Below are 26,864 nucleotides of genomic sequence, written 5' to 3'. Positions count from 1 at the left end.
TACGTCCAAGCCGTCCGCGTTAACAACACGATCTTCGTGTCCGGACAGCTGTCCCATACGCCGGAGGGGCAGTTGGTCGCACCCGCAGAGCTGGGGGCGAATGGTAAGCCCGCCAACTTCGACACCATGGAAGCCCAGATGCGGCGCACCTACGAGAACGCGCAGGTGCTGCTGGCAGAGCTGGGTGGTTCGCTCGCGGACGTGGTCGAGGAAACGCTGTTTGTCATCGACGTTCCGTCGGCTTTCGCGGCCAGTGGCAAGGTCCGGCCGGCTGTGTATGGTCAGCCGGTGCCTCAGGTGGCCAGCAACCTGATTGGGGTCTCGGCGCTGGCCTTCCCAGAGCAGCTGATTGAGATTGCCTTCCGGGCAGAAGTTCAGGGCTGAAGACATGGGCGGGCAGAGGCGCCTTCGCGCGCTTATGTGACCAGCGTGCCGCGGAGGACGCACCGGGCGTGCTGGAGGGCAGGGCGTGCAGCTGCTCCTTGGCTACTGCCGATGGGTGCTTTTCTGGTGCCCAAGCCCTAGTTCGACGCTGACAGCCCCATGCAGCTAGGCCGGGAATGTATCGACGAAGAGCTAGGCGGTAGCCTCGCCATCCGGAAGTTCCGCAAAACTGGACGTGAATCCAAGTACTGCATTGATGTATTCGTTCACGTCAAAAGTGAAAGTGCGTGAACGATCCTTCATATGGACCGTTGTCCGTGCCAGCAGAGACACATACGCCAGCCTCTCAAGTGGGAGGGAGACCGAATTATGTGAAAGGTTTGAGAGTTCATTTTCCCAGTTAAATGCGTCAATGTCGTCGTGCATGCCGAGAAACTTCGCGATTGCATGGACGTTCGTGATGTTCTTCTTCAGATCCGAAAGCAGCGCTCTGGCTGGGCTGGGATAATCGCCGTTCACCAATGATCGATACTGTTTGGGATCTTTGAACCGAAGGCAGCAAATGTAGCAATCTATGAATGGAAACTTCATCCTTCGTGCGGGGAAAGTTCGCACGAATGCCATCAATAGTGTATTGGCCTGAAGCGCATCTCGAAGCTGAAATCCAAAGGATTGTGATATTTCACCAAAAAAAATACTGTATTCTGCTTGATCAAGTGCTGCAGGCTGATTTTGCAAAAGCTCTCTATATGATCCTGCATGGAGTTTATTAAATAGCCTTTTTTTGAACTCAATTAGATGATTGGGGTTGTTCGCCCCTGGGAATGCTTGGAAAAGGTAATCTGCATAGTCCGTCATGCTCGGCTTCGGCAAGTTGAATTCGAAGTCGAAGAACTTCCGGAGGTATTTCTCAGCATCGACGCCTTGTCCGTACACGGCATTCACGGCCTCGGGCAAATTATCGTTATCTGTAGCAATTAGGAAGCAGACTCCGTCGACATTGAAGAAATGCTTAACTCTTTCTAGAAACTTAATTGCAAAGTCGGGCCGGCAACGGTCTAGCTCGTCGACGATTACGACAAGGGGTGATTCGATTTCTGATTCGAGAGAATTTTTCAGTGCATCTTTCGCATCAGCCAATGAAAGCCTGAATCGCTCTTCGGCCGACCGCCTTGCCCGGTCCCATCCTAATAGTCCTTCGGCCAACTCGGGCATTGCGGATGCGAGATCTACTACTTTGCCCCCCCCGGGAACAATGGCGCTGGCTAGAATCGACAACGCAGGAAGCGATATCTTTCCGGCCGACTCCGCAAGGGCGGTGACAACTTTCGCGGTAGCTCTCTTTGCGCGACCCTTTTCCATGGCACTAAGGCGATCCCCGAGTGCGGTAGTCATGGCCAAGAGCGGATCGTCAATGTAGTCGGACTGCCAGGCATCCATTCGTACTACAGGGATCTTCAGCTTTCTCTCTAGATGGAACGACAATCTCTCCAGGAATGTCGATTTCCCAGTTCCCCATCCGCCTTTCATTGAAATTACGAACGGAGATTCCCCAAGTGTTGCGATGAGCGTGGAAAGCACCTCACCTGCTTCCCTTCGTGAAAGCGGGTCGTTAGCCCAAGGGGCGTTCGGATTGATGGATGGCCCTTTTGCCTTCTGCAGTGACATTCCGGGTGTACCTTCCTGGCATGGGTGTGCAGAGCGTGCACTATCGTATATCTCGCCTCAAGTGGGCATTGATCCCCTATGGATCGGTCGTTCGTTGTGCTTGGCCAGCCACATCAATTGGCGCAGACATGGGGCGGGGAGGTGGAGGGCACAGCCCTGAAGAAGACCACGGTGGAGTGGCTCCAGTTGCTTTAGAACGCCGGACGCTGAACGCCGCCGTCGTGGAGCGGGAGAGTAGGCAAATCACCCGAGTTGGCGGGCGATCTCAGAAGCAGGCTCGTGGTAGTAGATCATCAAAGACTTGAGGTCCCGATGTCCGATGATTCGAGCCAACTGCAGGATGTCCAACTTCTTCGAAAGCCTCCAGATGGCCTCGGCGCGGCTGTCGTGGAAGTGCACTTCCCTATGTCCGGTCGAATCGCGAACTTTTCGCCAGAGCGCATCACGCACGGCAGATTTGAGCTGGAAGACGGGCCCGAAGCCAAGGGGAAGTGTCTTCAGGATCTCGCAAGCCCGCCGGCTAAGCGGCACATCTCTTGCGTCGCCGTTCTTGGTTTTGGGCAGGTGAACGTATTGCTCGGAAAGATGCACGTTCGGCCAAGTTAGTGACAGGATTTCTCCAGACCGCATGGCTGTCTCTAGGGCGAGCAGGAACGCCAAGCCCGTCCGCTGGGTGGCCGTCTCCGCCGACAGGCCCTTGTCGAGCCCGAACGCTGCGATCAGGTCGGCTTCCTCAGCTTGAGATACGCGTCGCGCGCGCCCTTTAGGTTGCTGCGGCCAGCGAACGTCCGACATGGGGTTTTGCTTTATCCACTTCCATTCCCGACGTGCAGTCTCAAACACGGACCGCATCAGGTTCATTTCGCGAGCAACCGTCCCAGGCTTGACTTGCTTAAGCCTTCCATCTCGCCAAGCGATGATGTCCGAGCTGTCGATTGCCGCGATTCGCCGGTCCAAGAGCGGAAGCGTCCGTTCCCAGGCAGCGATGCGGACCGACTCCCACCGTTCGCCAGCTCGCTTGGGCGCTTCTTCCTTGACGTAGCGGCGCATCGCTTCGCGCAGCGACTTGTCTGGCAGCTTCCCACCTCGAAGTTCTGCCTCTCGCTCAAGAGCCCACTTCGCGGCTTCCTGCTTTGTGTGCTTGGTAGTGGAGTCGCGAACGCCTGCCACGTACACCTGCACGCGCCACTTGTTCCCCGATCGTTGGATGCTGGCCATGGCCGCATCATATGGGGAATTTTTGGGGAGAGTAGCCGGGCAAGTCCGGGCAAATCGTGGTGATAGCGGAAATTAGGGTCACCCTAAGTGCCTGATTTCGTGACGAATCGAGGCGAATCGTGGCGAACACGTAGGCTCCCCAAAACGTGGGATGGTGCCCGGAGCCGGAATCGAACCGGCATGGGGTTGCCCCCGGCGGATTTTAAGTCCGATGCGTCTACCAGTTTCGCCATCCGGGCCTGCAGCGCGGCGCCGATTGTAGCCCAGCTGCAGAATCGCAGCCGGATTGCCGTGGGGCGGCAGCGTGTTTAACTGTCGCTCCCATTCATGTCATAGTCCCAACCATCGTTCCCAGGGGGGGAGCCGCACGATGTCGCTGCACGCGATTGCCTATGCCAGTGAGGCCCGCGCCGATCTGCAGACAACCGATCTTGACCGCCTGCTGGCCGATGCCACGGCATTCAACCGTGTAGCCGGTGTCACCGGTGTGCTGATGTTCGATGGCAGCCGTTTCCTGCAGTACCTGGAAGGCCCGGAGGACGGTATCGATTCGGTGTACCAGCGCATCGTCAATGCGCGCAGCCACGGCCAGCTGAAGGTGCTGTGCCGCGCGCCGGTGGCGCAGCGGGCGTTTCCGCGCTGGTCGATGGGAACCCGGCGCATTGATGCGGAGCTGCTGGCACAGATCGTTGAATCGGCGTGGCCGGGCTTCCTGCTTGGCAGCGGTGGCTTCGAGCGCCTGCGGCAGGCCTGGACCGGCGCCGATGGCGAACTGGAACCGGCCGCGGTCGCACTGGGCTCCTGATCCCATCTTGGCGGGCAGGCGCCCGGGCCGTTACGCTGTCGCCTTTCTGGCGTGGAATTACACGGAGTGGTGCAGCGAATGAGCAGGTCGGCCGAATCCATGGCGGCATGCATGCCGTTGCGCGGGACATGCCAGTGAGCGCGTCCCTTGCGGCAGCGGAGACCCCGCGTTTTGCGGTGATCGGCCTGGGCTACGTCGGCCTGCCGTTGGCGGTGGCCTTCGGTCGGCACTGGCCGACGCTGGGCTTCGACATCGATGCCGATCGCATCGCCGAGCTGCGCGATGGCCAGGACCATACGCTGGAGGTGGAGGCCGACGAGCTGGCCAGTGCTCGGCAGCTGCAGTACGGCAGCGATCCGGCCTTGCTTGATGCATGCAACGTCTACATCGTCACCGTGCCGACGCCGATCGATGCCTATGAGCAGCCCGATCTGGAGCCGTTGCGTTCGGCGACGCGGCTGATCGCCAGCCATCTGCGCGCGGGTGACCTGGTGATCTACGAATCCACGGTGTACCCCGGCACCACTGAAGAAGTCTGCGTGCCGCTGCTGGAAGAAGGCTCGGGCCTGCGCTTCAACGAAGACTTCTATTGCGGCTACAGCCCGGAGCGGGTCAGTCCCGGTGACCGCCAGCGGCGCCTGGCCGACATCCGCAAGATCACCTCGGGGTCGACAGCGGAAGTGGCTGCGGTGATCGATGGCCTGTACCAGCGCATCATTGCCGCCGGCACGTTCCCCGCGCCATCGATGCGCGTGGCCGAGGCCGCCAAGGTGGTCGAGAACATCCAGCGCGATGTGAACATCGCGCTGGTCAATGAGTTGGCGCTGATCTTCGACAGGCTGGGCATCGATACCCAGGATGTGCTCGATGCCGCCGGCAGCAAGTGGAACTTCCTGCCATTCCGGCCGGGCCTGGTCGGCGGCCATTGCATCGGCGTGGACCCGTATTACCTGCTGCACAAGTCCGAGAGCGTGGGCTACCACCCGGACCTGATCCACACGGCGCGGCAGGTCAACAACCGCGTCGGTGAGCATGTGGCGTCGCGGGTGCTGGCGATGCTGGCCGAACGCGGCCGTGAACCAGTGCAGTCGCGCATCCTGGTGCTCGGTGTGACCTTCAAGGAGGATTGCCCGGACCTGCGCAACAGCCGCGCGCTGGAGCTGGCGCAGCGCCTGCGTGATGCCGGCGCTCAGGTCGAGGTCAGTGATCCCTGGGTCGGCCCGGCGGCATTGGCCGATGAGGGCGTGCAGTGGCTGGCCGAACCCGTGGCAGGGGCCTATGACGCGGTGGTGCTGGCGGTTGCCCATGCCCGCTTCAAGGCGATGGATGAGGCGGGTATCCGGTCGCTGCTGGCGCCGGGCGGCCTGGTCTACGACGTCAAATCGGCCTGGCCACGCAACGTGGTTGACGATCGCCTGTAAACCCGGGCGGCGGGCAGCACGGTAGACTCGCAGGCAGTTGCAACCAAGGAACGCCATGCACCGGTATATCGTCTACCTGCTCGCCATCCTGATGTTCCCCATCTGCCTGTGGTTGGCCACGATCTGGCCGGCCTGGTACTGGGGCGTCGGCCTGACCGCCGCGATGGTGGCACTGGGGACCTGGGACCTGCTGCAGAAGCGCAGCACGCTGCGCCGCAACTATCCGGTGATGGCGCACTTCCGCTACGGCCTGGAATCGATCGGTCCGGAAATCCGCCAGTACTTCGTGCAGAGCGACCTGGAGGACGTGCCGTTCTCGCGCCAGCAGCGTGCACTGATCTACCAGCGGGCCAAGAACGAGATGGACACGGTGCCGTTCGGCACCCTGCGCAGCACCTACGCGGTGGATTACGAGTGGATCAACCACTCGCTGGCGCCGACCGCCATCGCCAAGCACGATTTCCGCGTGCTGATCGGCGCCAATTGTGCAAAGCCGTATTCGGCGAGCGTGTTCAATATTTCGGCGATGAGCTTTGGCTCGCTGTCGGCCAACGCGATCCGCGCACTGAACGAAGGCGCGCGGCGTGGTGGCTTCTACCACGACACCGGTGAAGGTTCGATTTCGCCATACCACCGCGAGATGGGCGGCGATCTGGTGTGGGAGATCGGCTCGGGCTACTTCGGTTGCCGTGACGAAAAGGGCGGTTTCAGTGAAGAGCGCTTCGTCGCCAACGCCACCCATGATCAGGTCAGGATGATCGAGATCAAGCTGTCGCAGGGCGCCAAGCCCGGTCATGGCGGCGTGCTGCCGGCGCCAAAGGTGACCGCCGAGATCTCGGTCACCCGTGGCGTGCCGATGGGCGTGGACTGCGTATCGCCGTCGCGTCACTCGGCGTTCTCGACGCCGGTCGAACTGCTGCAGTTCGTCGCCCGTCTGCGCGAACTGTCCGGCGGCAAGCCGGTCGGTTTCAAGCTGGCCATCGGCCACCCGTGGGAGTGGTTCGGCATTGCCAAGGCGATGCAGGAAACCGGCCTGCTGCCGGACTTCATCGTGGTCGACGGTGCCGAAGGCGGTACTGGCGCAGCACCGGCGGAGTTCGTCGACCATGTCGGCGTGCCGATGCACGAAGCACTGCTGCTGGTGCACAACACGCTGGTCGGCCTGGACCTTCGCGAGCGGATCCGCATCGGCGCGGCGGGCAAGATCACCAGCGCCTTCGACATCGCGCGCACCATCGCGCTGGGTGCCGACTGGTGCAATGCCGGCCGTGGCTTCATGTTCGCGCTGGGCTGCATCCAGTCGCTGAGCTGCCATACCGACAAGTGCCCGACCGGCATCGCCACCCAGGACCCGGCGCGCTGGAAGCACCTGGATGCACCGGACAAGGCCACCCGCGTGTACAGCTACCACGAGCACACGCTGCACGCCCTGAAGGAGCTGTTGTGTGCGGCCGGCCTGAACGATCCGGCCGAACTGGGGCCGGAGCACATCCTGCGTCGTGTTTCGCCTGTCGAGATCCGCTCGCTGGCGTCGCTGTACCGCTACCTGGAACCGGGCGAGCTGCTGCACAAGGTGCCGGATCATGCGGTGTTCCATGCATTCTGGGCCGATGCACGCAGCGATTCGTTCCAGCCGCCGCCGAAGATCCAGGCGCTGCGCGCCAGCAAGTCGCGATAATGTGTTGCTGTAGAGCCGAGCCCATGCTCGGCTGCTTCTCTCATCGCAATATTGGAACGAAGAACAGCCGAGCCGAGCATGGGCTCGGCCCTACAGGGGGATGTCATGCGGTTCAGGACCGGCACCATCGACGATGTCGCCATGCTGTGGGCACTGCGCACGCGTTGCGTTCGCGAGACGTGCAGCAGCCATTATCCGGCGGAGGTGATCGATCCGTGGTCTGCTTCGCCGCCGCCGTCGCAGTACGCACGGCTGCTGGGGCAGGGAGGCTGCGTGGTGGCCGAGGACGGGCAGGGTGTCCTGCTCGGGTTCGGCGTGTTTGATACCGACGCCAATGAAGTCGATGCGCTGTTCGTCGATCCGGATCGTGGCGGCACGGGCATCGGCCAGGCGTTGATGCAGCGTCTGCTGGCGATGGCCGATCGTGAGCGCGAGGTGGTGCTGTCAGCCTCGCTCAATGCGGTGCCGTTCTACCAACGGCAGGGATTCATTGCCGTGCGGGAGGAAGCCTACCCGCATCCCAGCGGCGTGGCGCTGGCTTCGGTGAGCATGCGCAGGCCGTGGTGAGCGCCCGGGGATTGGAGAGTCGAGCCATGCTCGACTGCTTCATCGTCTGAATCAAAGGCAGTCGAGGATGGCTAGACTCCACAATGCGGGCGTCACCGCCCAGCCAGCCACCCGATCACGCCCTCAGCGGCGCGCAGGCCACTGGCATAGCACGCCGTCAGCAGGTAGCCCCCCGTGGGGGCCTCCCAGTCCAGCATCTCGCCGGCACAGAACACGCCGGGTACTGCCCGCAGCATCAGGCCATCATCCAGCGCATCCAGGCGCACGCCGCCGGCAGTGCTGATCACCTCGGCCATCGGCCGTGGACGCAGAAGGCGCAACGGCAGGCGCTTGAGCGTGGTAGCCACGGCAGGCAGGTCGTGGCCCGCATCCTTGCCAAGGATCTCGAACACCAGGGTGGCCTTCACCGCATCCAGTCCGGCCTGACGGCGCAGATGCTCACCAAAACTGCGACCCTTGCGCGGCCGCGAAAGATCGGCCAGCAGGCGTGCTTCATCGCGTCCCGGCACCAGGTCCAGCCACAGCATGGCATGGCCATCACGGTTGATGGTCTCGCGCAGGTCTGCGGCCAACGCGTAGATCAGGCTGCCTTCGATGCCGTACTCGCTGGCTACGCATTCGCCCTGCAGCGACTGCGGTTGTCCGGCCAGGTCGAGCCAGTGCGCGACCACCGGCTTCAATGGTGCGCCTGCATTGCGCTGGGCGAAGAACGGCGTCCAGTCGATGTCGAAGCCGCAGTTGGCCGATTGCAGCGGCGCAATGTCCACGCCTCGTGCCTGCAAGGGGGCGACCCAGGCGCCATCACTGCCCAGCTGCGGCCAGCTGCCGCCACCCATCGCCAACACGCTGGCATCGGCGTGGACATCGATCTCGCCGGCTTCGGTGGCGAAGCGCAGCGCGCCGTCGTTGCCCCAGCCGATCCAGCGGTGGTTGGCATGCAGGCGCACGCCCTGTTCCTTCAGTCGGCGCACCCAGCCGCGCAGCAGCGGCGCAGCCTTGCGGTCGACCGGAAACACGCGGCCGGAGCTGCCGACATAGGTCTCCACGCCAAGGCCGGCAGCCCAGTCGCGCAGCGCCTGCGCGTCGAAGCCATCCAGCCAGCGACCCACGGCCGTGGATTGCTCGCGGTAGCGGCTGTCGAACAGCGGCCGCGGATCGGAATGGGTGAGGTTGAGACCGCCCTTGCCGGCGATCAGGAACTTGCGGCCGGGTGAGCCCTTGGCCTCGTACAGGTCCACGTCCAGCCCCGCGGCGCGCAGGCGCTCGGCGGCGAACAGGCCGGCCGGGCCACCGCCGATGACGGCGACCCGATGGGGCAATGCGGTATTACGGCTTGACATCGAGCAGCTCGACATCGAACACCAGCGACGAACCGGCCGGAATCGGCCCGACCCGGCGGTCGCCGTAGCCGTAATCCGGCGGGATCATCAGCGTGCGCTTGCCGCCGACCTTCATGCCGGCCACGCCCTCATCCCAGCCGCGGATGACCTGGCCGGCGCCGAGCGCGAAGGTGAACGGCTGGCCGTGCTTGAAGGAGCTGTCGAAGGTCTTGCCGTGCTTGGTTTCGGTGCGGTTGTCGTAGATCCAGCCGGTGTAGTGCACGGTGACCTTGCTGCCGGGAACGGCTTCGGTGCCGGTGCCAGCGACGGTATCGATGCGCTCGAAGGTGGTCAGGGTGCCGCCCGGCGGCGGACCGGAGGGCTCGCTCGAGCAGCCAGCGGCGGCGAGGGACAGCAGCAGGGGAAGCAGCAGGCGGCGCATCGGGCGTTTCCAGAAGGGCGCAGGGCGAGGGCGGCAAGGGTAGCGCATCGGCGCCGGGTATCATGGCGGCATGGCAAAACTCCTGCTCAATCTGCGCAATGTCGGCGACGACGAATATGCCGATGTCTGCACGCTGCTCGACCAGCACGGCATCGCCTGGTACCGCACCGAACCCAGCCCTTGGGGCATTTCCAACGGTGGCCTGTGGCTGCGCGAGGACGCCGATCATCCGCGCGCGAAGGCGCTGATGGCCGGGTACCAGGCGGCGCGCGGTGTGCGCGTGCGGGCCGAGCGTGAGCAGGCGTTGCGGGATGGCACGGCGGAGACCTTTGGCAGCCTGTTCCGGCGGCGGCCGGTGTTCGTGGTGCTGGTGCTGCTGGGCATGGCCGCTGCGGCGGCGCTGGTGCTGCTGCCGTTCATGCTGTTGCGGGGGTAAGGGGCTTCTGGCCGGGTTGCACCCGGCACCCGCGGTAGTGCCGGCCGCTGGCCGGCAACAGCAACAGCAACGGCAGGCAATCCGTGGCGGGCAGGGCGGTGTCGGCAGGCGGGACACGCCGTAAACCCATCCTTGGGGGCTCGATGGCGCCATCCATGGCGCCAACGGTCCCGCCTGCCCACACCGCCCCGCCTCTGACAGATTCCGGGTGTCTGCCGGGCTTGGGGTCGGATCCCTCTGCTGCGCAGAGGGCTCTGACCCCTGAATCTGTCTGTGCGGGCGGGAGGCGCTAAAATGGCAGGATGATCGCCAACACCGCTGCCTACCATTTCGCCGTCATCGACGCCCCCCAGGCCCTGTGCGACCAGCTGCTGGCGCGTGCCCAGGCGGCCGGGTTGCGGGGCACGATCCTGGTGGCGGGCGAGGGACTGAACCTGTTCCTGGCCGGCGCGCCGGAGGCGGTCGAGGATTTCTACGCCGCGCTGCATGCCGATGCGCGTTTTGCCGGGATGCGGGTCAAGACCAGCCTGAGCGAGCACCAGCCGTTCGCGCGGCTGAAGGCCAAGGTGAAGGACGAGATCATCAGCTTCCGCCGCGATGACGGCCAGCCGCTGGACTATCCGCGTGCACCGGCGGTCGATCCGGCCACCGTGCAGCGCTGGCTGCGGCAGGGCCACGATGACGCCGGCAAGCCGGTGGTGATGCTCGATACCCGCAACCTGCAGGAAGTGGAGTACGGCACCTTCAAGGATGCGCTGGTGCTGCCCATCCACAAGTTCACCGACCTGCCCGAGGCGCTGGCGCCGCATCGCGAGGCGCTGAAGGACAGCACCGTGGTCAGTTTCTGCACCGGCGGCATCCGCTGCGAGAAGGCCGCACTGTGGATGGCCAACGATGGCATGGACAACGTGCTGCAGCTCGATGGCGGCATCCTCGGCTACTTCGAGGAGGTGGGCGGCGAAGGTTATGAAGGCCGCTGTTTCGTGTTCGACGAGCGCGTGGCGCTGGATGCCGAACTGAAGCCGATGGTCGACCAGCCGCTGCCGGAGCCGCGCCCCAGCGCGTTCTGACACGCTTCGGTAGAGCCGGCCGCTGGCCGGCTGCCAGGGCACTTTGCCTGCCGGCCAGCGGCCGGCACTACCAATCGCGCTTGGCGCCGCGGATCAGGGCACCCCGGATCGGCCGGGTCAGCGCTGAACCGGCTCCGCGGGAATCAGCATCCCGCCACCGTCACTGGCCGCTGCGCCTGGCCGACCCCATGCAGGGGAGATCCTGAGACGGAAAACCGCTGATGATCCCGTTGTCGATCCTTGACCTGGCCCCGGTCTGCGAGGGCAGTGACACCACCGCCGCCTTCGCCAACATGCTGGAACTGGCCCAGCACGCCGATGCACTGGGCTACCGCCGTTACTGGCTGGCCGAACACCACAACATGCCCGGCATCGCCAGCGCGGCCACGGCCGTGCTGATCGGCCACGTCGCGGGCGGCACCCGGCGTATCCGCGTCGGTGCCGGCGGCATCATGCTGCCCAACCATGCGCCGCTGCAGGTGGCCGAGCAGTTCGGCACGCTGGCTTCGCTGTATCCGGACCGCATCGATCTCGGCCTCGGCCGTGCGCCGGGCACCGATCAGCCCACCGCGCGTGCACTGCGCCGCTACTTCGACAGCGCCGACCAGTTCCCGCAGGACGTGCGCGAGCTGCTGCACTACTTCGAGCCGGTACAGCCCGGACAGGCGGTGCAGGCGGTTCCGGGCGGTGGCCTGCGGGTGCCGACCTGGATCCTTGGGTCCAGTCTGTTCGGCGCGCGCATGGCCGCCGCGATGGGCCTGCCCTATGCGTTTGCCTCGCACTTTGCGCCCGATGCCATGGACGAGGCGCTGGCGGTGTACCGCCGAGAGTTCCGTCCCTCGGCCACGTTGAAGCAGCCGCACGCGATGCTGGCCCTGAATGTCGTCGCCAGTGACAGCGAGGCCGAATCGCGCCGCCTGTTCACCAGCCAGCAGCAGAGTTTCGTCAACCTGCGCCGCGGCCGGCCGGGCAAGATTCCGGCGCCGATCGACGACATCGAAGCCTTCTGGGAGCCGCACGAAAAGCTCGGCGTGGAGCGGGCCCTGGCCTGCACCGTGCTCGGCGATCCGCAGCAGGTGGCCGATGGCATCGCCGCGTTCGTTGAGCGTCACTTGCCGGACGAGCTGATGCTCACCGCCAACCTGCATGACCACCGTGCGCGCCTGCGTTCGTTCGAACTGGCGATGCAGGCCTGGCATGCCCGCCACGCGGGCTGAACAATGGCGTCACGGCCCGTTGCAGCCGCGACGGGTCTGATGGGGGCTCTTCCCATTGGAGCCTCCCATGGCGGATACCCGCGCCGAACACATCGCCCAGCTGGCAGAACTGATCAAGGACGTGGAGGTGGCGATGTTCACCACCACCGGCGTCGACGGACGACTCTACAGCCGGCCGCTGGCCACCCAGCAGGTCACCTTCGACGGTGACCTGTGGTTCGTCATCACCGCCGACAGCCCGAAGGTTGCCGAGATCGCGCTTGATCCGCACGTCAACGTGGCCTATGCCTCGCCGTCGAAGAACACCTACGTATCGGTGGCGGGGCGCGCGCGCATCGTTGACGACCGCGCGAAGATCGAGGAACTGTGGTCGCCGGCGATGAAACTGTTTTTCCCGGGCGGCAAGGACGACCCGAACCTGCGCCTGATCCACGTGCGGGCCGACTCGGCCGAGTATTGGGATGGTCCGGGCACGCTGCTGGGCAAGGCGTTGAATTTCGTGCTGTCGGCGGTGCAGGACGAGCCGGCGCAGTTGGCCGACAATGGCTTCATCGACCTTCGGTGAGGATCGATGTCCGGTATTGGTAGTGCCGGGCGCTGGCCGGCAGACCTGGAAACGTGGCAGCCGGCCAGCGGCCGGCTCTACCGGATTCCGGCTCAGAACCAGCGCTGGAACAGGTCCACCGTGTAACCCACCAGCTGTCCCGAACTGAAGCCGAAGAACGCGATCGCCGCCAACGCGGCGATCCAGTTGAACAGCATCAGCGCGCCATCGCGTTCCAGCAGCGCCAGCGAGAACAGCAGCAGCTGGAAGCCGAACAGGAAATTGGTGAAGGGAATCGGCAACGAGAGCAGCAGGCCCAGCAGCACCAGCAGAAGGCCGCTAAAGGCGTGGGCGGGGAGGGGTGTCAACAGCTGCGGCAGGCGTGGCCTCAGCATCCTGTCCAGGCGCCGCAGTGGGCGGTCGATGCGGTCCAGGAAACGGTGCATGGTGCCGCGCTTGGGTCCGCGGCGGGCAATGAAGCCGGGCAGCCACGGCCGGCGCAGGCAGAACAGCATCTGCAGGCCGATCAGGATCACCAGTGGGCCGCTGACCGCGCCACCCATGCCCGGGATCGGGATGAACGAGGGCAGGATCGCCACGAACAGGAACACGCCGAACGCGCTCTGCTGCAGGTTGCTCAGGATCTGGCCGAGCGGCATGTGCTCGGCCGGGTCGCCGGAAGCGAACATCTCCAGCAGGGTGCGGATGCCCTCGTTGCGGTAGGCCGGGCGCTCGGCGCCTGGACCCTGGCCGGCCTCAGGCGGTGAGCTCATCGGCCTGCTCGTCGGACAGCGTGCGCAGCAGCAGCTTGTCCACCCGCGCACCGTCCAGGTCGACCACTTCGAAGCGCCAGCCGGCCCAGTCGAAGTACTCGCCTGCGTGCGGGATGCGGCCGAAGTAGTGGATGCACATGCCGGCCAGGGTGTAGTAATCGCCGTCCTCGGCATCGGGCAGCTCGTTGCTGCCGATCAGTTCGCGCAGGTCTTCGATCGGCAGCGAGCCATCCACCAGCAGCGAACCGTCCTCGCGGGTCACCACCAGCGCATCTTCATCGGCATTCTCCACCGCCTGCAGGCGGCCGACCACGGCGCCCATCAGGTCGCTGATGGTCACCAGGCCCTGGATCTCGCCGTACTCGTCCACCACCAGCGCCATCGACTGCTGTTCCTCGCGGAAGATCTCCAGCAGCTTCATCGCGTGGGTCGATTCGGACACGTAGAGCGGTTCGCGCAGGGTCTGGAACAGCGCGTTGTCGCCACGTGCCATGCGCGTGGCCAGCGATTTCAATTCAAGTACGCCGACCACGTCCATGTCGTTGTCGCGGTACACCGGGTACCGCGAGAACTCGTGCTCGGCCATGATTTCCAGGTTGCGCTCCAGCCCGGCCTGGGTGTCCAGCCAGGCAATGCGGTTGCGCGGGGTCATCAGGCTGTCGGCGGTGCGGTCGCCCAGGCGCATGACGCGGTTCATCATGTCACGCTCGTGGGCGTCGATCACACCGGCTTCGTGGCTCTCGGCCACCAGCATGCGGATCTCTTCTTCAGTCACCGAGGCGACTTCGTCCTTGCCCAGGCCGAACAGGCGCAGCACCAGCTGGGTGGTCTTGGACAGCAGCCAGACGAAGGGCAGGGCCAGCTTGGCCAGCCAGCTCATCGGCATCGCGACCAGGCCGGCAATGGCCTCCGAGCGGGTCAGCGCCAGGCGCTTGGGCACCAGTTCGCCGAAGATCAGCGTGATGAAGGTGATCAGGCTGACGGCCAGTGCGGTACCGATGTTGCCCGCGTACGCAAACCCCGGCATCAGCCCCTGGATCCAGCCGGCGAAGGCCTCGCCCAGCGCCTCACCGCCGAGGTAGCCGGTCAGCACGCCGATGACGGTGATGCCGATCTGCACGGTGGACAGGAAGCTCTCCGGCTTCTCGGACAGCTCCAGTGCCTTGGCCGCGCGCTTGGAGGTGGCAGCCATCTGCTTCAGGCGGCTCTTGCGCGAGGTCATGACCGACATCTCGGACATGGCGAAGAAGCCGTTCAGCAGAACAAGCGCGAAGACAATCAGGATCATTTCAAACACGGGCGTCGTCCCCGGTTGGTGGCAGGGAGGGCGGGTGCTGGCGATGGCGGCAGGCGCTCAGGAACGGGGTCCGGCGCGGCGCAGGGGGATAAGGGTCGTCGTCCATAAGGTGCGCCCGAAGGCGCGCTGGCATCTTAGCAAAGGGGCATGGCAGGGTGGCAACCGCCTGTTCAGGTTGGGGGTTCCAAGGCCTCGAAAGGGGGCGGGGATACCCGTGATGGTCATCTAGCCGTCATAATTCCGTCTGGTGCCGTCCTTCCCGCGACGGCTGACAGGTTTCTCAATGTTCTCTCTGCAGACCATTTTCGGTTCCGGCAAACAGTTCTACACCCTGCTCGATGAGGCTGCCGTCGCGGCTTCCGACGCCGCCAAGGCGCTGCATTCCATGCTGCGCGAGGCCGACCGCCAGCCCGCGCTGGACGCCTTCAAGCTGGCCCGCCTGCGCGAACGCGCGGCCTCGGACAAGATCAGCCAGGCGCTGGTGGACAGCTTCATGACCCCGATCGAGCGCGAAGACATCGAAGCGCTGGGCTCGGCGCTGTACAAGATTCCCAAGCAGATCGAGAAGTTCGCCGACCGCTATTCGCTGGCCACGACGCACCTGGAGCACATCGACTTCGCGCCGCGCGCGGCGATGCTCGAACAGGCCGCCGGCGTGGTGGTGGAGATGGTGGCCGACCTGCGCCACATGAACCTGGACCGGATGACCGCGCTCAACGAGAAGCTGCGCTCGCTGGAGAACGAGGCCGACCGCCTGATGCTCGAGCTGTACCGCGACATCTATTCGGGCCGCCTGGACAACCTGCAGATGTTCCTGCTGAAGGAATTCTTCGAGATCCTGGAAAAGGCCATCGACCGCTGCCGCGAGGCTGGCGTGGTGGCGTACCAGATCGTGTTGAAGAACAGCTGACGGACGCCGCCGCATGTTGACCCTTGTCCTGGTGGTGATCCTGGCCGCGCTCGTCTTCGAGTTCATCAACGGCTTCCACGACACTGCCAACTCCATTGCCACCGTGGTGGCGACCAAGGTGCTCTCGCCCGGCTGGGCGGTGATGCTGGCCGCCTTCATGAACCTCATCGGTGCACTGACCGGTACCGCGGTGGCGCTGACCATCGCCTCGGGCCTGCTCAACACCAACGTGGTCGAGGTCACCCCGCAGGTGATCCTGTGCGCCCTGCTGGGCGGCATCATCTGGAACCTGATCACCTGGTGGAAGGGCCTGCCGTCCTCGTCCTCGCACGCCCTGATCGGTGGCCTCTGCGGCGCCGGCCTGGCTGCCGCCCACAACAACTGGGACGCGCTGATCTGGTCCGAGCGCCTGGGCAGCTGGGCGCAGAACAAGGGCCTGCTGTGGAAGGTGTTCGTGCCGATGATCACCTCGCCGATCGCCGGCTTCCTGCTCGGCATCGTGGTGATGGTGCTGCTGTGGGCGCTGATCGCCGGCCTGGCCAAGATCGGTGGTGCCATCGGCCGCCTGGCGCGTCCGCGCATCGTCAACGCCTTCTTCGGCAAGGCGCAGATCGCCTCGGCGGCCTACATGGGCTTCGCCCACGGCCACAACGACGCGCAGAAGACCATGGGCATCATCGCCATGACTCTGATCGGTGCCGAAGCCACCGGCGCATTGAACGACCTGCCGTCCTGGCTGGCCTTCATGCACCCGGACGCGCATGCCGGTGACGGCATCGCGATGTGGATCGTGCTGACCTGCGCGGTGGTGATGGCGGCCGGTACCGCTTCGGGCGGCTGGAAGATCATCAAGACCCTGGGCCACAAGATGGTCAAGCTGCACCCGATCCACGGCTTCGCCGCGGAGACCAGCTCGGCCACCATCCTGACCCTGGCGGCCCACTTCGGCATGCCGGTCTCGACCACGCACAGCATCTCCACCGCGATCATGGGCGTCGGCTTCGCCAAGAACCCGCGCTCGCTGAAGTTCGGCGTGATCGAGCGCATCGTCTGGGCCTGGATCCTGACCATCCCGGCGGCCGGTGGCTGCGCGTACCTGATCCTGAAGCTGTTCGAGCTGTTCGGCTGGACCTGATCGCCCCACGCCAAGGTTGCAAACGAAAAAGCCCGCCATATCAGGCGGGCTTTTTCATGGGCAAGAATTTTCCGCACCCACCGTGTCGACCAAGGTCGACACCTACCAGAGCAGAACCAGGGTCAGGGCCCGTTGCCAAGCAACGGGATCCGCCCCCGTGCCGACCAACGGTCGGCACCCACCAACAGCCGTCAGGAAGCCAGCTTTTGCAGTTGCCGTTGCCGTTGCCGTGGCTGCCAGCGGGTGCCGGGCCGCAGGCCCGGCCAAACCCCTTCAATTACGCTGGAACAACGCCTGTACATCCTTGCGGAACGCCGCCTGGCTGTCCGCCCGGCTGTAGAACATGTGCCCGCCCGGATAACTGCGCACCTGCACCCGGTCCGGATTGCTGCCCATCGTCGGCATCTGGTCCACGGTCAGGATCGAGCCCATGAACGGGCACGACAGGTCATTCCAGCCATGCACGATCAGCACCTGCAGATGCGGGTCGATCGCCACCGCCTGGCGCAGCTGGGTCACCGCACCCTGGCGCAGTTCGCCATTGCGGTCCCACAGCCGGTTCACGTCGTAGTTCAGCGCCTGGTAGCGCGCATCTACTTTCCAGCCGACCACGCGCGTCACGAAGTCGACCATCGCCGTGGTGGTCGGCGCGATGATGCTGTCCAGCAGTGGATCGTTGGCGCGCTGCTCCGGATCATTCGGGAACGGATCGAACGCGGTCACGTTGGAGTCGTAGCGGCTGCCCAGCGTGCCCTTGTCGCGGAACACTTCACGCAGGTAGGCCTGGGTCTCCAGGCGCCCGCCAGCGCGGCGCACGAACTGCGGGTCCAGTCCGGTCAGCGCGGTGACCCGGCGCAGCATGGCCTCCGTAGCCTGCGGATCGCTGCGGCCCTTCATCAACGCGGTGGCGTAATCGCCACGGGTGTACTCCACCACCTCGCGCATCGCCGCATCGGTCAGCTTGCCCTGGCGCTCCAAGTGCGCCGCGGCGATCGACGGCAGCGTCTGCATCCACGCCATCGGCGAGACATCGGCGTTGTCTTCCAGGGTCGGGCTCAGGTAGGGCGAGACCAGCACCAGTCCGTTCATCGCCACGCCCAGCCGGGTCTGCAGGAAGTGGGTGATGCGCGGGCCGCGGTAGCCACCGTAGCTCTCGCCGGTCAGGTACTTGCGCGAGGCCATGCGCTGGTTGCGCAGCAGCCAGTCGTAGATCGAGCGCGACAGGTATTCGACGTCGGCACTGGGGTTGTAGAGCGCTTTCTTGGCTTCATCGTCGCCGATCCGCGCGCGGCTGAAGCCGGTACCGACCGGATCGATGAACACCAGATCGGTGAAGTCCAGCCAGGTGCCCGGGTTGTCGTGCAGGGTGGCCGGCGCCGATGCGCTGTCACCCTCGGAGCCGAAGGTCACCACCTTGGGCCCGATCGCGCCCATGTTGAGGTACACCGACGACGCACCGGGGCCGCCATTGAGCGCGAAGGTCACCGGCCGGTCCTTGCCCGGCATCGTGTAGGCGGTGAACACCACATCGGCGATCACCTTGCCCTTGGCATCGCGTACCGGCAGGGTGCCGACGGTGGCGGTGTAGTCCAGGGTGCGGCCGGCCAGGCGCATGCTCTGGCGGGCCGAGGCGTCGGCGGGCAGCGCAGGCGCTTCGGTCTTGTCGTCTTTCGGGTCGGGCTTGCCCTCGGCGTCGGGCGCGGCCAGCACGCTGGCAGGGGCGATGAGCAGGCCGACGCAGAGCGCGGCAGTGTGCAGCAGGGACTTCATGGCACCGGTTCGGCAGCGGAAGGGGGTTCCGATGCTAGGCCGGTGGCGGGCCATGCCGTATGTGTCCAAAGGCATGGCCGTGCGTTGAGCCCGCTACTGGCCAGATTGGGTCAAGCGGGGAGGGTGGCTGCGGCGTCGTCATCGGCCAGCAGGCCGTAGACGGCCGAGTCGGCCAGCTGCCCCTGGATGCGCCAGCGCTGGCGCAGCACCCCCTCGCGGTGGAAGCCCAGGCGTTCCAACACGTGCGCGGACGGCGCATTGCGCGGGTCGATCTCGGCTTCCACCCGATGCAGGTGCAGGGTGCGGAACAGGTAGGCCAGTACCTGTTGCAGGGCCTCGTGCATATAGCCCTGGCCCTGGCGATCGGGTGCCAGCAGGTAGCCGATCTCGGCGCGCGCCGCATCGCGGTCCACCGCGAATACCACGCAGATGCCCAGCAGCGGACCTTCCAGCGACTCGCGCACGGCCAGCTTCAGCTGGGTGCCGATTGCATGGGCGGCGAGGTCATCGTCGATCTGCTCGCGCGCTTCGGCCAGTCGCGTCCAGGCTGGATGGTTCCACCATCGCATGACATCCGGGTTGGACTGCAGCGTGAACAGCGCGGCGGCGTCGTCACGACGGATCGGGCTCAGGACCAGCCGTGCACTGTGCAGCGGCAGGCCGGGGAACAGCAGCGAGTGGCTGGCCAATACGATGGTCCACACGGGTGGACGCGCATTATGGCGCTGCCGGGTTTGCCGATGGGGGCGGATGGGGTCGGAGCGCATGGGGTCGGATCCGTTTCCTGACAGGAAACGGCTCTGACCCCACTGCCGCCAACCGGGTCAGAGCCCTTTCCTGCGGAAAGGGATCCGACCCCGCTCCGGATCAGACTTCCAGCGAAGCCAGATCGCCCTTCGACTCCAGCCAGCCCTTGCGGTCGGACGCGCGCTTCTTGGCCAGCAGCATGTCCATCAGCGAACGGGTCTGCTCGCCATCGTCCACGGTCAGTTGCACCAGGCGGCGCGTATCCGGATGGATGGTCGACTCGCGCAGCTGGTTCGGGTTCATCTCGCCCAGGCCCTTGAAGCGGGTGACGTTGACTGCGCCCTTGATCTTCTCGCGCTCGATCTTGTCCAGCATCGAACGCTTCTCTTCCTCATCCAGGGCGTAGAACACCTGCTTGCCCACGTCGATGCGGAACAGCGGCGGCATTGCCACGAACACGTGGCCGGCATCGACCAGCGCCGGGAAATGCCTGAGGAACAGCGCGGTCAGCAGGGTGGCGATATGCAGGCCGTCGGAGTCCGCGTCGGCCAGGATCACCACCTTGCCGTAGCGCAGGCCGGTGATGTCGTCCTTGCCGGGGTCGCAGCCGATGGCCACGGCCAGGTTGTGCACTTCTTCGGAGGCCAGCACGCTGTTGGACGACACTTCCCAGGTGTTGAGGATCTTGCCGCGCAGCGGCAGGATCGCCTGGAAATCCTTGTCGCGCGCCTGCTTGGCGCTGCCGCCTGCCGAGTCACCTTCCACCAGGAACAGCTCGGTGCGCGACAGGTCCTGGCTGATGCAGTCGGCCAGCTTGCCGGGCAGGGCCGGGCCCTGCGTGACCTTCTTGCGGACGACCAGCTTCTCGGTCTTCAGGCGCGCACTGGCGCGCTCGATGGCGATCTGCGCGATCTTCTCGCCCAGCTCCACGTTCTGGTTCAGCAACAGGCTGAACGCATCGTGCGCGGCGCCCTCTACAAAGCCGGCGGCCTGGCGCGAGGACAGGCGTTCCTTGGTCTGGCCGCTGAACTGCGGGTCGGTCATCTTCAGCGACAGCACGAACGACACCCGGTCCCACACGTCTTCCGGGGCCAGCTTGACGCCGCGTGGCAGCAGGTTGCGGAAGTCGCAGAACTCGCGCAGCGCCTCGGTCAGGCCGGTACGCAGGCCGTTGACATGGGTGCCATGCTGGGCGGTCGGAATCAGGTTGACATAGCTTTCCTGGACCAGCTCACCTTCCGGCAGCCAGGCCACGGCCCAGTCCACCACCTCGGTGTCCTTCTTGAGGTTGCCGACGAACAGGTCGGCCGGCAGCGATTCGCGCTCGCCCAGTTCCAGCTTCAGGTAGTCGCGCAGGCCGTCTTCGTAGTACCAGGTATCGACTTCACCGGTGGCTTCGTCGGTCAGCTTGACGGTCAGGCCCGGGCACAGCACGGCCTTGGCGCGCAGCAGGTGCTTCAACGCGCGCACTGCGAACTTGGGCGTGTCGAAGTACTTCGGGTCCGGCCAGAAGCGCACGCGGGTACCGGTGTTCTTCTTGCCGACGGTGCCGACCACCTCCAGCGGCGTGGCGCGGTCGCCATTGCGGAAGGTGATGCGGTGTTCGGCACCTTCGCGCTTGATGTGCACCTCCACCAGGGTCGACAGCGCGTTGACCACGCTGACGCCGACGCCATGCAGGCCGCCGGAGAAGGTGTAGTTGTTGTTGCTGAACTTGCCGCCTGCATGCAGGCGGGTGAGGATCAGTTCGACGCCCGGGATCTTCTCTTCCGGATGGATGTCCACCGGCATGCCGCGGCCGTCATCGCTGACCTCCACGCTGCCGTCCTTGTACAGGGTGATCTCGATCGAGCGGGCATGGCCGGCGAGGGCCTCGTCCACCGAGTTGTCGATCACTTCCTGCGCCAGGTGGTTCGGGCGTGCGGTGTCGGTATACATGCCGGGACGGCGCTTGACCGGGTCAAGGCCGGACAGGACTTCAATATCGGCGGCGTTATAGCGGGCGTTCATCTATCTTCTAAAGCGCGGAGCGACGCGCAAGTGTGCGGTCTGGACGGCGATTTTGCACGCCTGCGGTTCAGCCTCGGCGCCGGGGAGGGGGTAAAATGGCAGCCGCTGGAATCTGAACGCCGGCGGCCCCATCGGGTCGAAACATCCAAGCCATACCGCGAGGAGGACCTCATGAAGAAGTTGCTGACCGTTGCAATCCTGGCCGCTGCCGCCGTTGCAGTGCCGCTGGTGGTGGCGCAGAACGCGGGCCAGCCGGCCCCGCAGCAGGGTGACCAGGCCGACAAGGCGCAGGCCGAGGCCGATGCCAAGGCCAAGCGTCGTGCCCAGGCCAATGCCGAAATGAAGGCGCAGGGCCAGCCGGCCCCGCAGAAGGAAGAAGAGGAAGAAGCGCGCAAGAAGCGCTGATCCCGCAACCTGCCAAGCGCCCTTGCGACAAGGGGTGCGCAACGGAACGCCCCGCTCAGCGGGGCGTTTCTTTTTAGGAACGTGGCGTCTGCCCCTTGGGTTGGCGGCCATCAATCTGTAAACTATGGCTTTCCGGGAGTAAGTGCGTGTCCACCCTTTGCGAATGGGCTGGAGCGGCCAAGCGTGGCTTCCAGCATGGCGGGTCGCAGGTGACGGTCGATTTGACCGGCACGGCCGCCCCGACCTCGCACGATGGTCCCCGTCCGGCGCCTGCCGCCGCACGGATCCGCACCTCCCTCGCTGTCCCAGCGAACCGGAAAACCCCCTCCGAGCACCATGCCCGCCCTCCGGGTGCGCGTGGTGTTGCCGTTTTCCATTTCCAGACAGGATGCTTGCAGCCATGACTCCCTTGATTTTCGTAACCGGCGGCGTGGTGTCCTCGCTCGGCAAAGGCATTGCCGCCGCGTCGCTGGCCGCCATTCTCGAAGCCCGTGGCCTGAAGGTCACGATGATGAAGCTCGACCCGTACATCAACGTCGACCCGGGCACCATGAGCCCGTTCCAGCACGGTGAGGTGTATGTCACCGACGACGGCGCCGAGACCGACCTCGACCTGGGCCACTACGAGCGCTTCGTGCGCACCCGCCTGAGCCGCAAGAACTCGGTCACCACCGGCCGCATCTACGAGAACGTGATCCGCAAGGAGCGCCGCGGCGACTACCTGGGCGCGACCGTGCAGGTCATTCCGCACATCACCGACGAGATCCGCCGCTGCATCGACGAAGCCACCGAAGGCTACGACGTGGCGCTGGTCGAGATCGGTGGCACCGTCGGCGACATCGAGTCGCTGCCGTTCCTGGAAGCGATCCGCCAGGTGCGCACCGAGCGTGGCCCGGAGAAGGCGCTGTTCATGCACCTCACCCTGGTGCCGTACATCGGCGCCGCCGGTGAGCTGAAGACCAAGCCGACCCAGCATTCGGTGAAGGAGCTGCGTTCGATCGGCATCCAGCCGGACGTGCTGCTGTGCCGTTCCGAGCAGGCCGTGCCGGATTCGGAGCGCCGCAAGATCGCCCAGTTCACCAACGTCTCCGAGCGCGCAGTGATCAGCGTGCCGGACGTGGACGTGCTGTATCGCATTCCGTCGGGCCTGCACGCGCAGGGCCTGGACGAGATCGTGGTCAACCAGCTGAAGCTGGCCGACAAGGCCGGTCCGGTCGATCTGTCGATGTGGGAGGACGCAGTCGATGCGACCCTGCATCCGCTGGATGAAGTGACCATCGCCGTGGTCGGCAAGTACGTGGATCACCAGGATGCCTACAAGTCGGTCGGCGAAGCACTGAAGCACGGCGGCCTGCGCCAGCGCACCAAGGTCAACCTGAAGTGGCTGGAAGCACAGGATCTGGAAGGCACCGACATGGCCGCACTGGCCGATGTCGACGGCATCCTGGTGCCGGGTGGCTTCGGTGACCGTGGTTTCGAAGGCAAGGTGCTGACCTCGAAGTTCGCCCGCGAGCAGCACGTGCCGTACTTCGGCATCTGCTACGGCATGCAGGCGGCCGTCGTCGATTACGCGCGCAACGTGGTCGGCCTGGAAGGCGCCAACAGCACCGAGAACGACCGCCAGTCGCCGAACCCGGTGATCGGCCTGATCACCGAATGGCGCACCGCCACCGGCGATGTCGAGAAGCGTGACGACAAGAGCGACCTCGGCGGCACCATGCGCCTGGGCCTGCAGGAACAGCGCCTGAAGCCGGGCACGCTGGCCCGTGAGCTGTACGGCAAGGACGTCGTCGCCGAGCGCCACCGCCACCGCTACGAGTTCAACAACCGTTACCGCACCCAGCTGGAAGATGCCGGCCTGGTGATCGCCGGCAAGTCGATGGACGACACCCTGGTGGAAGTGGTCGAACTGCCGCGCGACGCGCATCCGTGGTTCCTGGCCTGCCAGGCGCACCCGGAATTCCTGTCCACGCCGCGTGACGGCCACCCGCTGTTCATCGGTTTCATCCGTGCCGCGCGCGAGCGCAAGGCCGGCGGCAAGCTACTTTCCGAAGCGCGCGCCTGACTTGTGAATGGGGGCTTCGGCCCCCATCCTGCATGCTTCAACCCCCAGCGCACCGGCCCGGCCGGTGCTGCGGACAACAAGGAAACGCCATGAAACTGTGTGGATTCGAGGTCGGGCTGGACCAGCCCCTGTTCCTGATCGCCGGCCCCTGCGTGATCGAGTCGATGCAGCTGCAGCTCGATACCGCCGGCAAGCTGAAGGAAGTCACCGACAAGCTCGGCGTCAACTTCATCTTCAAGTCCAGCTTCGACAAGGCCAACCGCACCTCGGGCACCGCGTTCCGCGGCCCGGGCATGGAAGAGGGCCTGAAGGTCCTGGCCGAGGTCAGGAAGCAGATCGGCGTGCCGGTGCTGACCGACGTCCATGAGTACACCCCGATGGACGAAGTGGCCTCGGTGGTGGATGTGCTGCAGACCCCGGCGTTCCTGGTCCGCCAGACCGACTTCATCCGCAAGGTGTGCTCGGCCGGCAAGCCGGTCAACATCAAGAAGGGCCAGTTCCTGGCGCCCTGGGACATGAAGCCGGTCGTGGAGAAGGCCAAGGCCACCGGCAACGAGCAGATCATGGTCTGCGAGCGCGGTGCCAGCTTCGGCTACAACAACCTGGTCAGCGACATGCGCTCGCTGGCGGTGATGCGCGATACCGGTTGCCCGGTGGTGTTCGATGCCACCCACTCGGTGCAGTTGCCGGGCGGGCAGGGCACCAGTTCCGGTGGCCAGCGTGAGCACGTGCCGGTGCTGGCCCGTGCTGCCGTCGCGGTGGGCATCTCCGGCCTGTTCGCCGAGACCCATCCGGATCCGTCCAAGGCCCTGTCCGATGGCCCCAACGCGTGGCCGCTGGACCAGATGGAAGCGCTGCTCGAGACCCTGATGGAGCTTGACGCGGTGACCAAGAAGCACGGCTTCTCGCGCTTCGCGTGAGTCGTGACCCGCGGGTGGCGCTGGAAGCCCAGCGTCATCGCCGGCACTGGAAACAGTTGCCCTGGGGCCTGATCGCACTGGGCCTGGCCGTGCTGTTCACCGTGGGCATGTTTGGCCTGGTGCTGATCGGTGCGGCGTCGGTGCGCCCCCCGGGTGATGGCAGCAGCGCGCTTGATCTGCGCGCGTATTTCATTGCGCTGCTGGTCGCGGAGCTGCTCGGTGCCGCGGGGTGCCTCGCGGCCGCGGTGCTGGCCTGGCGGCTGAATCGCGGCAAGGTGGCGGCCGGCTTTGCGATCATCCTGCTTTCGCTGTGGCTTGGCGCCCTGTTCTACGGATTGCTTTGATGAATACGAGCACGTCAGCGTGCGGCTGGCCCTGGGGCCTGGTCGCGCTGGGGCTGTCCGTGCTCGCCTGGGCGTCCCTGCTGCTGGGAGTAATGGCCTTTGCGGCCAGCTTCGGCTCGCCGGGTGACGGAAACCATGGCATCCAGGCCATGCAGTACTGGATCGTGGCCGCGCTGGTCACGCTGGGTGTGTCTTTCGTCGGCAGCCTGGTGGCGATGGTGCTCGCTTGGCGACGCCGTCGTGGACCCGTCGCGGCGGCGGTGGCCGGTGCGTTGCTGGTGATGCTGGTGTCGCTGGCCCTGATCGTGATCGGGTCCAGCTGGGGCTGATGCCGCCCAGGCCATTTGGCAAGTGGCGGGCAGCCGGGGATAATCACGCGGCATTCGTTTTGTCGCCCCCTCTCCAGACAGGTAACCGGCCCGACCATGAGTACGATCCGCAGCATCCACGCCCGTGAAATCCTTGACAGCCGTGGCAACCCCACGCTGGAAGCCGAAGTCATTCTGGAGGACGGTTCGTTCGGTCGTGCCGCGGTTCCCTCCGGCGCCTCGACCGGCACCAAGGAAGCGGTCGAGCTGCGTGACGGTGACAAGACCCGTTATCTGGGCAAGGGCGTGCGCAAGGCCGTCGACAACGTCAACACCACGATTGCCGCCGCGCTGAAGGGTTTTGAGGCCACCGACCAGGCCGGCCTCGACCGTCGCCTGATCGATCTGGACGGCACCGAGAACAAGGGCCGCCTGGGTGCCAACGCGCTGCTGGGTGTTTCAATGGCCGCCGCGCATGCCGCCGCTGCATCGAACAAGCAGGCACTGTGGCAGTACCTGGCTGCCAGGACCGGCGTGACCCCGGCGCTGCCGGTGCCGATGATGAACATCATCAATGGCGGCGCGCATGCCGACAACAACGTTGACTTCCAGGAGTTCATGGTGCTGCCGGTCGGCTTCACCTCGTTCTCCGAAGCGCTGCGTGCCGGTACCGAAATCTTCCATTCGCTGAAGTCGGTGCTGAAGGGCCACGGCCTGAGCACCGCGGTCGGCGACGAAGGTGGCTTCGCGCCGGACTTCCGCAGCAACGTCGAAGCGCTGGACACCATTCTCGAAGCGATCGGCAAGGCGGGCTACACCGCCGGTGAAGACGTGCTGCTGGGCCTGGACGTGGCCTCCAGCGAGTTCTTCGAGAACGGCAAGTACAACCTGGTCGGCGAGAACAAGCGCCTGACCTCCGAGCAGTTCGTCGACTTCCTCGCCGACTGGGCCGCGCAGTACCCGATCATCACGATTGAAGATGGCCTGGCCGAGAACGACTGGGCCGGCTGGAAGCTGCTGACCGACCGCATCGGCAAGAAGGTGCAGCTGGTTGGCGACGACCTGTTCGTGACCAACCCGAAGATCTTCCAGGAAGGCATCGACTCGGGCACTGCCAATGCGATCCTGATCAAGGTCAACCAGATCGGCACTCTCAGCGAAACCCTGGAAGCGATCGCCATGGCCGATCGTGCCGGCTACGCCGCCGTGGTCTCGCACCGTTCGGGCGAAACCGAAGACACCACCATCGCCGACATCGCAGTGGCCACAACCGCCACCCAGATCAAGACCGGTTCGCTGTGCCGCAGCGATCGCGTGGCCAAGTACAACCAGCTGCTGCGCATCGAGGAAGCCCTCGGCGCCGGCGCGCGTTACGCCGGTCGTGACGCGTTCGTTTCGCTGAAGCGCTGAG

At 65.2% G+C, this 26,864-nt stretch carries 26 protein-coding genes and 1 tRNA gene; 17 read left to right on the top strand and 10 right to left on the bottom strand.

Translation table 11 applies throughout. From position 1 onward, the window contains the following. The coding region (locus AC5QAB_RS14675; protein WP_495233469.1) for a RidA family protein at positions 1–384 on the top strand (384 nt) is incomplete at its 5' end. 192 nt (positions 385–576) lie between these two features. On the opposite strand, the gene AC5QAB_RS14670 is transcribed toward AC5QAB_RS14675, so the two are convergent. The 3 genes from AC5QAB_RS14670 to AC5QAB_RS14660 form a co-directional block, all read right to left on the bottom strand. Then, positions 577–2,052 (bottom strand): P-loop NTPase fold protein, encoded by a 1,476-nt coding sequence (locus AC5QAB_RS14670; RefSeq protein WP_197561132.1) that lies wholly within the window; start codon positions 2,050–2,052, stop codon positions 577–579. Positions 2,053–2,295: 243 nt separating this feature from the next. Continuing rightward, the gene (locus AC5QAB_RS14665; RefSeq protein ID WP_495233468.1) at positions 2,296–3,270 is read right to left on the bottom strand and encodes a tyrosine-type recombinase/integrase; all 975 of its coding nucleotides are present in this window, start codon (positions 3,268–3,270) and stop codon (positions 2,296–2,298) included. Between the two features lie 152 nt (positions 3,271–3,422). Further along, positions 3,423–3,509: transfer RNA gene (locus tag AC5QAB_RS14660), tRNA-Leu, on the bottom strand. 131 nt (positions 3,510–3,640) lie between these two features. Between AC5QAB_RS14660 and AC5QAB_RS14655 the strand changes: the two genes are divergently transcribed. The 4 genes from AC5QAB_RS14655 (at position 3,641) to AC5QAB_RS14640 (ending at position 7,741) form a co-directional block, all read left to right on the top strand. Beyond that, positions 3,641–4,075, top strand: coding sequence for a BLUF domain-containing protein (locus AC5QAB_RS14655; protein WP_014646679.1), 435 nt, complete (start codon positions 3,641–3,643; stop codon positions 4,073–4,075). 134 nt (positions 4,076–4,209) lie between these two features. Then, on the top strand, positions 4,210–5,496 hold the full coding sequence (locus AC5QAB_RS14650; protein WP_014646680.1) for a nucleotide sugar dehydrogenase: 1,287 nt from the start codon (positions 4,210–4,212) through the stop codon (positions 5,494–5,496). Between the two features lie 55 nt (positions 5,497–5,551). After that, positions 5,552–7,174 carry an FMN-binding glutamate synthase family protein gene (locus AC5QAB_RS14645; protein WP_049442295.1) on the top strand — a complete coding sequence of 541 codons (1,623 nt, stop codon included), beginning with the start codon at positions 5,552–5,554 and terminating at the stop codon, positions 7,172–7,174. Positions 7,175–7,279: 105 nt separating this feature from the next. Next, positions 7,280–7,741, top strand: coding sequence for a GNAT family N-acetyltransferase (locus AC5QAB_RS14640; protein ID WP_032959291.1), 462 nt, complete (start codon positions 7,280–7,282; stop codon positions 7,739–7,741). 92 nt (positions 7,742–7,833) lie between these two features. Here AC5QAB_RS14640 and AC5QAB_RS14635 read toward each other — a convergent pair whose 3' ends face one another. Together AC5QAB_RS14635 and AC5QAB_RS14630 are read right to left on the bottom strand one after the other, a co-directional pair. Then, the gene (locus tag AC5QAB_RS14635) at positions 7,834–9,081 is read right to left on the bottom strand and encodes a TIGR03862 family flavoprotein (RefSeq protein WP_046429894.1); all 1,248 of its coding nucleotides are present in this window, start codon (positions 9,079–9,081) and stop codon (positions 7,834–7,836) included. Next, the gene (locus AC5QAB_RS14630) at positions 9,068–9,502 is read right to left on the bottom strand and encodes an FKBP-type peptidyl-prolyl cis-trans isomerase (protein WP_014646684.1); all 435 of its coding nucleotides are present in this window, start codon (positions 9,500–9,502) and stop codon (positions 9,068–9,070) included. The genes AC5QAB_RS14635 and AC5QAB_RS14630 overlap by 14 nt, the downstream gene beginning before the upstream one ends. A gap of 70 nt (positions 9,503–9,572) precedes the next feature. Here AC5QAB_RS14630 and AC5QAB_RS14625 point away from each other — a divergent pair, with 70 nt between their 5' ends. The 4 genes from AC5QAB_RS14625 to AC5QAB_RS14610 all read left to right on the top strand — a co-directional run bounded on the left by AC5QAB_RS14625 (position 9,573) and on the right by AC5QAB_RS14610 (position 12,790). Beyond that, positions 9,573–9,938, top strand: coding sequence for a DUF6164 family protein (locus AC5QAB_RS14625; RefSeq protein WP_032959288.1), 366 nt, complete (start codon positions 9,573–9,575; stop codon positions 9,936–9,938). A 302-nt stretch (positions 9,939–10,240) separates the two neighbouring features. Beyond that, positions 10,241–11,008 (top strand): sulfurtransferase, encoded by a 768-nt coding sequence (locus tag AC5QAB_RS14620; protein ID WP_049405797.1) that lies wholly within the window; start codon positions 10,241–10,243, stop codon positions 11,006–11,008. Positions 11,009–11,229: 221 nt separating this feature from the next. Then, a complete protein-coding gene (locus AC5QAB_RS14615) occupies positions 11,230–12,225 on the top strand; it encodes an LLM class flavin-dependent oxidoreductase (protein WP_329858428.1) in 996 nt (331 codons plus the stop codon). A 67-nt stretch (positions 12,226–12,292) separates the two neighbouring features. After that, positions 12,293–12,790 carry a pyridoxamine 5'-phosphate oxidase family protein gene (locus AC5QAB_RS14610; RefSeq protein WP_014646688.1) on the top strand — a complete coding sequence of 166 codons (498 nt, stop codon included), beginning with the start codon at positions 12,293–12,295 and terminating at the stop codon, positions 12,788–12,790. Between the two features lie 92 nt (positions 12,791–12,882). Here AC5QAB_RS14610 and AC5QAB_RS14605 read toward each other — a convergent pair whose 3' ends face one another. Both AC5QAB_RS14605 and AC5QAB_RS14600 read right to left on the bottom strand, forming a co-directional pair. After that, positions 12,883–13,542 carry an exopolysaccharide biosynthesis protein gene (locus tag AC5QAB_RS14605; protein WP_014646689.1) on the bottom strand — a complete coding sequence of 220 codons (660 nt, stop codon included), beginning with the start codon at positions 13,540–13,542 and terminating at the stop codon, positions 12,883–12,885. Further along, on the bottom strand, positions 13,526–14,830 hold the full coding sequence (locus tag AC5QAB_RS14600; protein ID WP_032959200.1) for a hemolysin family protein: 1,305 nt from the start codon (positions 14,828–14,830) through the stop codon (positions 13,526–13,528). Before AC5QAB_RS14600 ends, AC5QAB_RS14605 begins: the two co-directional genes overlap by 17 nt. 292 nt (positions 14,831–15,122) lie before the next feature. On the opposite strand from AC5QAB_RS14600, the gene AC5QAB_RS14595 reads away from it, so the two are divergent. Beyond that, positions 15,123–15,749, top strand: coding sequence for a DUF47 domain-containing protein (locus tag AC5QAB_RS14595; protein WP_004152833.1), 627 nt, complete (start codon positions 15,123–15,125; stop codon positions 15,747–15,749). A gap of 13 nt (positions 15,750–15,762) precedes the next feature. Continuing rightward, a complete protein-coding gene (locus tag AC5QAB_RS14590; protein ID WP_014646691.1) occupies positions 15,763–16,884 on the top strand; it encodes an inorganic phosphate transporter in 1,122 nt (373 codons plus the stop codon). 273 nt (positions 16,885–17,157) lie between these two features. Here AC5QAB_RS14590 and AC5QAB_RS14585 read toward each other — a convergent pair whose 3' ends face one another. From AC5QAB_RS14585 to parE, 3 genes are all read right to left on the bottom strand, one after another. Next, on the bottom strand, positions 17,158–18,654 hold the full coding sequence (locus AC5QAB_RS14585) for a S10 family peptidase (RefSeq protein WP_014646692.1): 1,497 nt from the start codon (positions 18,652–18,654) through the stop codon (positions 17,158–17,160). Positions 18,655–18,764: 110 nt separating this feature from the next. After that, positions 18,765–19,343 (bottom strand): GNAT family N-acetyltransferase, encoded by a 579-nt coding sequence (locus tag AC5QAB_RS14580; protein WP_041864133.1) that lies wholly within the window; start codon positions 19,341–19,343, stop codon positions 18,765–18,767. Between the two features lie 178 nt (positions 19,344–19,521). Next, on the bottom strand, positions 19,522–21,411 hold the full coding sequence (gene parE, locus AC5QAB_RS14575; protein WP_032959196.1) for a DNA topoisomerase IV subunit B: 1,890 nt from the start codon (positions 21,409–21,411) through the stop codon (positions 19,522–19,524). Positions 21,412–21,582: 171 nt separating this feature from the next. Between parE and AC5QAB_RS14570 the strand changes: the two genes are divergently transcribed. The 6 genes from AC5QAB_RS14570 (at position 21,583) to eno (ending at position 26,863) form a co-directional block, all read left to right on the top strand. Continuing rightward, entirely contained in the window at positions 21,583–21,816 is a 234-nt protein-coding gene (locus tag AC5QAB_RS14570; protein ID WP_014646695.1) for a hypothetical protein, read from the top strand. 400 nt (positions 21,817–22,216) lie between these two features. After that, on the top strand, positions 22,217–23,881 hold the full coding sequence (pyrG, locus tag AC5QAB_RS14565) for a CTP synthase (RefSeq protein WP_014646697.1): 1,665 nt from the start codon (positions 22,217–22,219) through the stop codon (positions 23,879–23,881). An 89-nt stretch (positions 23,882–23,970) separates the two neighbouring features. Next, the gene (gene kdsA, locus AC5QAB_RS14560; protein ID WP_005408999.1) at positions 23,971–24,801 is read left to right on the top strand and encodes a 3-deoxy-8-phosphooctulonate synthase; all 831 of its coding nucleotides are present in this window, start codon (positions 23,971–23,973) and stop codon (positions 24,799–24,801) included. Beyond that, positions 24,798–25,145, top strand: a complete 348-nt coding sequence (locus AC5QAB_RS14555; RefSeq protein WP_049405808.1) for a hypothetical protein — start codon at positions 24,798–24,800, stop codon at positions 25,143–25,145. Before kdsA ends, AC5QAB_RS14555 begins: the two co-directional genes overlap by 4 nt. Continuing rightward, positions 25,145–25,474, top strand: coding sequence for a hypothetical protein (locus AC5QAB_RS14550; protein WP_049405810.1), 330 nt, complete (start codon positions 25,145–25,147; stop codon positions 25,472–25,474). The genes AC5QAB_RS14555 and AC5QAB_RS14550 overlap by 1 nt, the downstream gene beginning before the upstream one ends. Before the next feature lie 96 nt (positions 25,475–25,570). Next, positions 25,571–26,863, top strand: coding sequence for a phosphopyruvate hydratase (eno, locus tag AC5QAB_RS14545; RefSeq protein ID WP_014646700.1), 1,293 nt, complete (start codon positions 25,571–25,573; stop codon positions 26,861–26,863). Position 26,864 lies beyond the last annotated feature (1 nt).

It is taken from the genome of Stenotrophomonas sp. YJH_SMC_127 (assembly GCF_059372445.1).
This window is presented reverse-complemented; position numbering and strand designations above follow the sequence as displayed.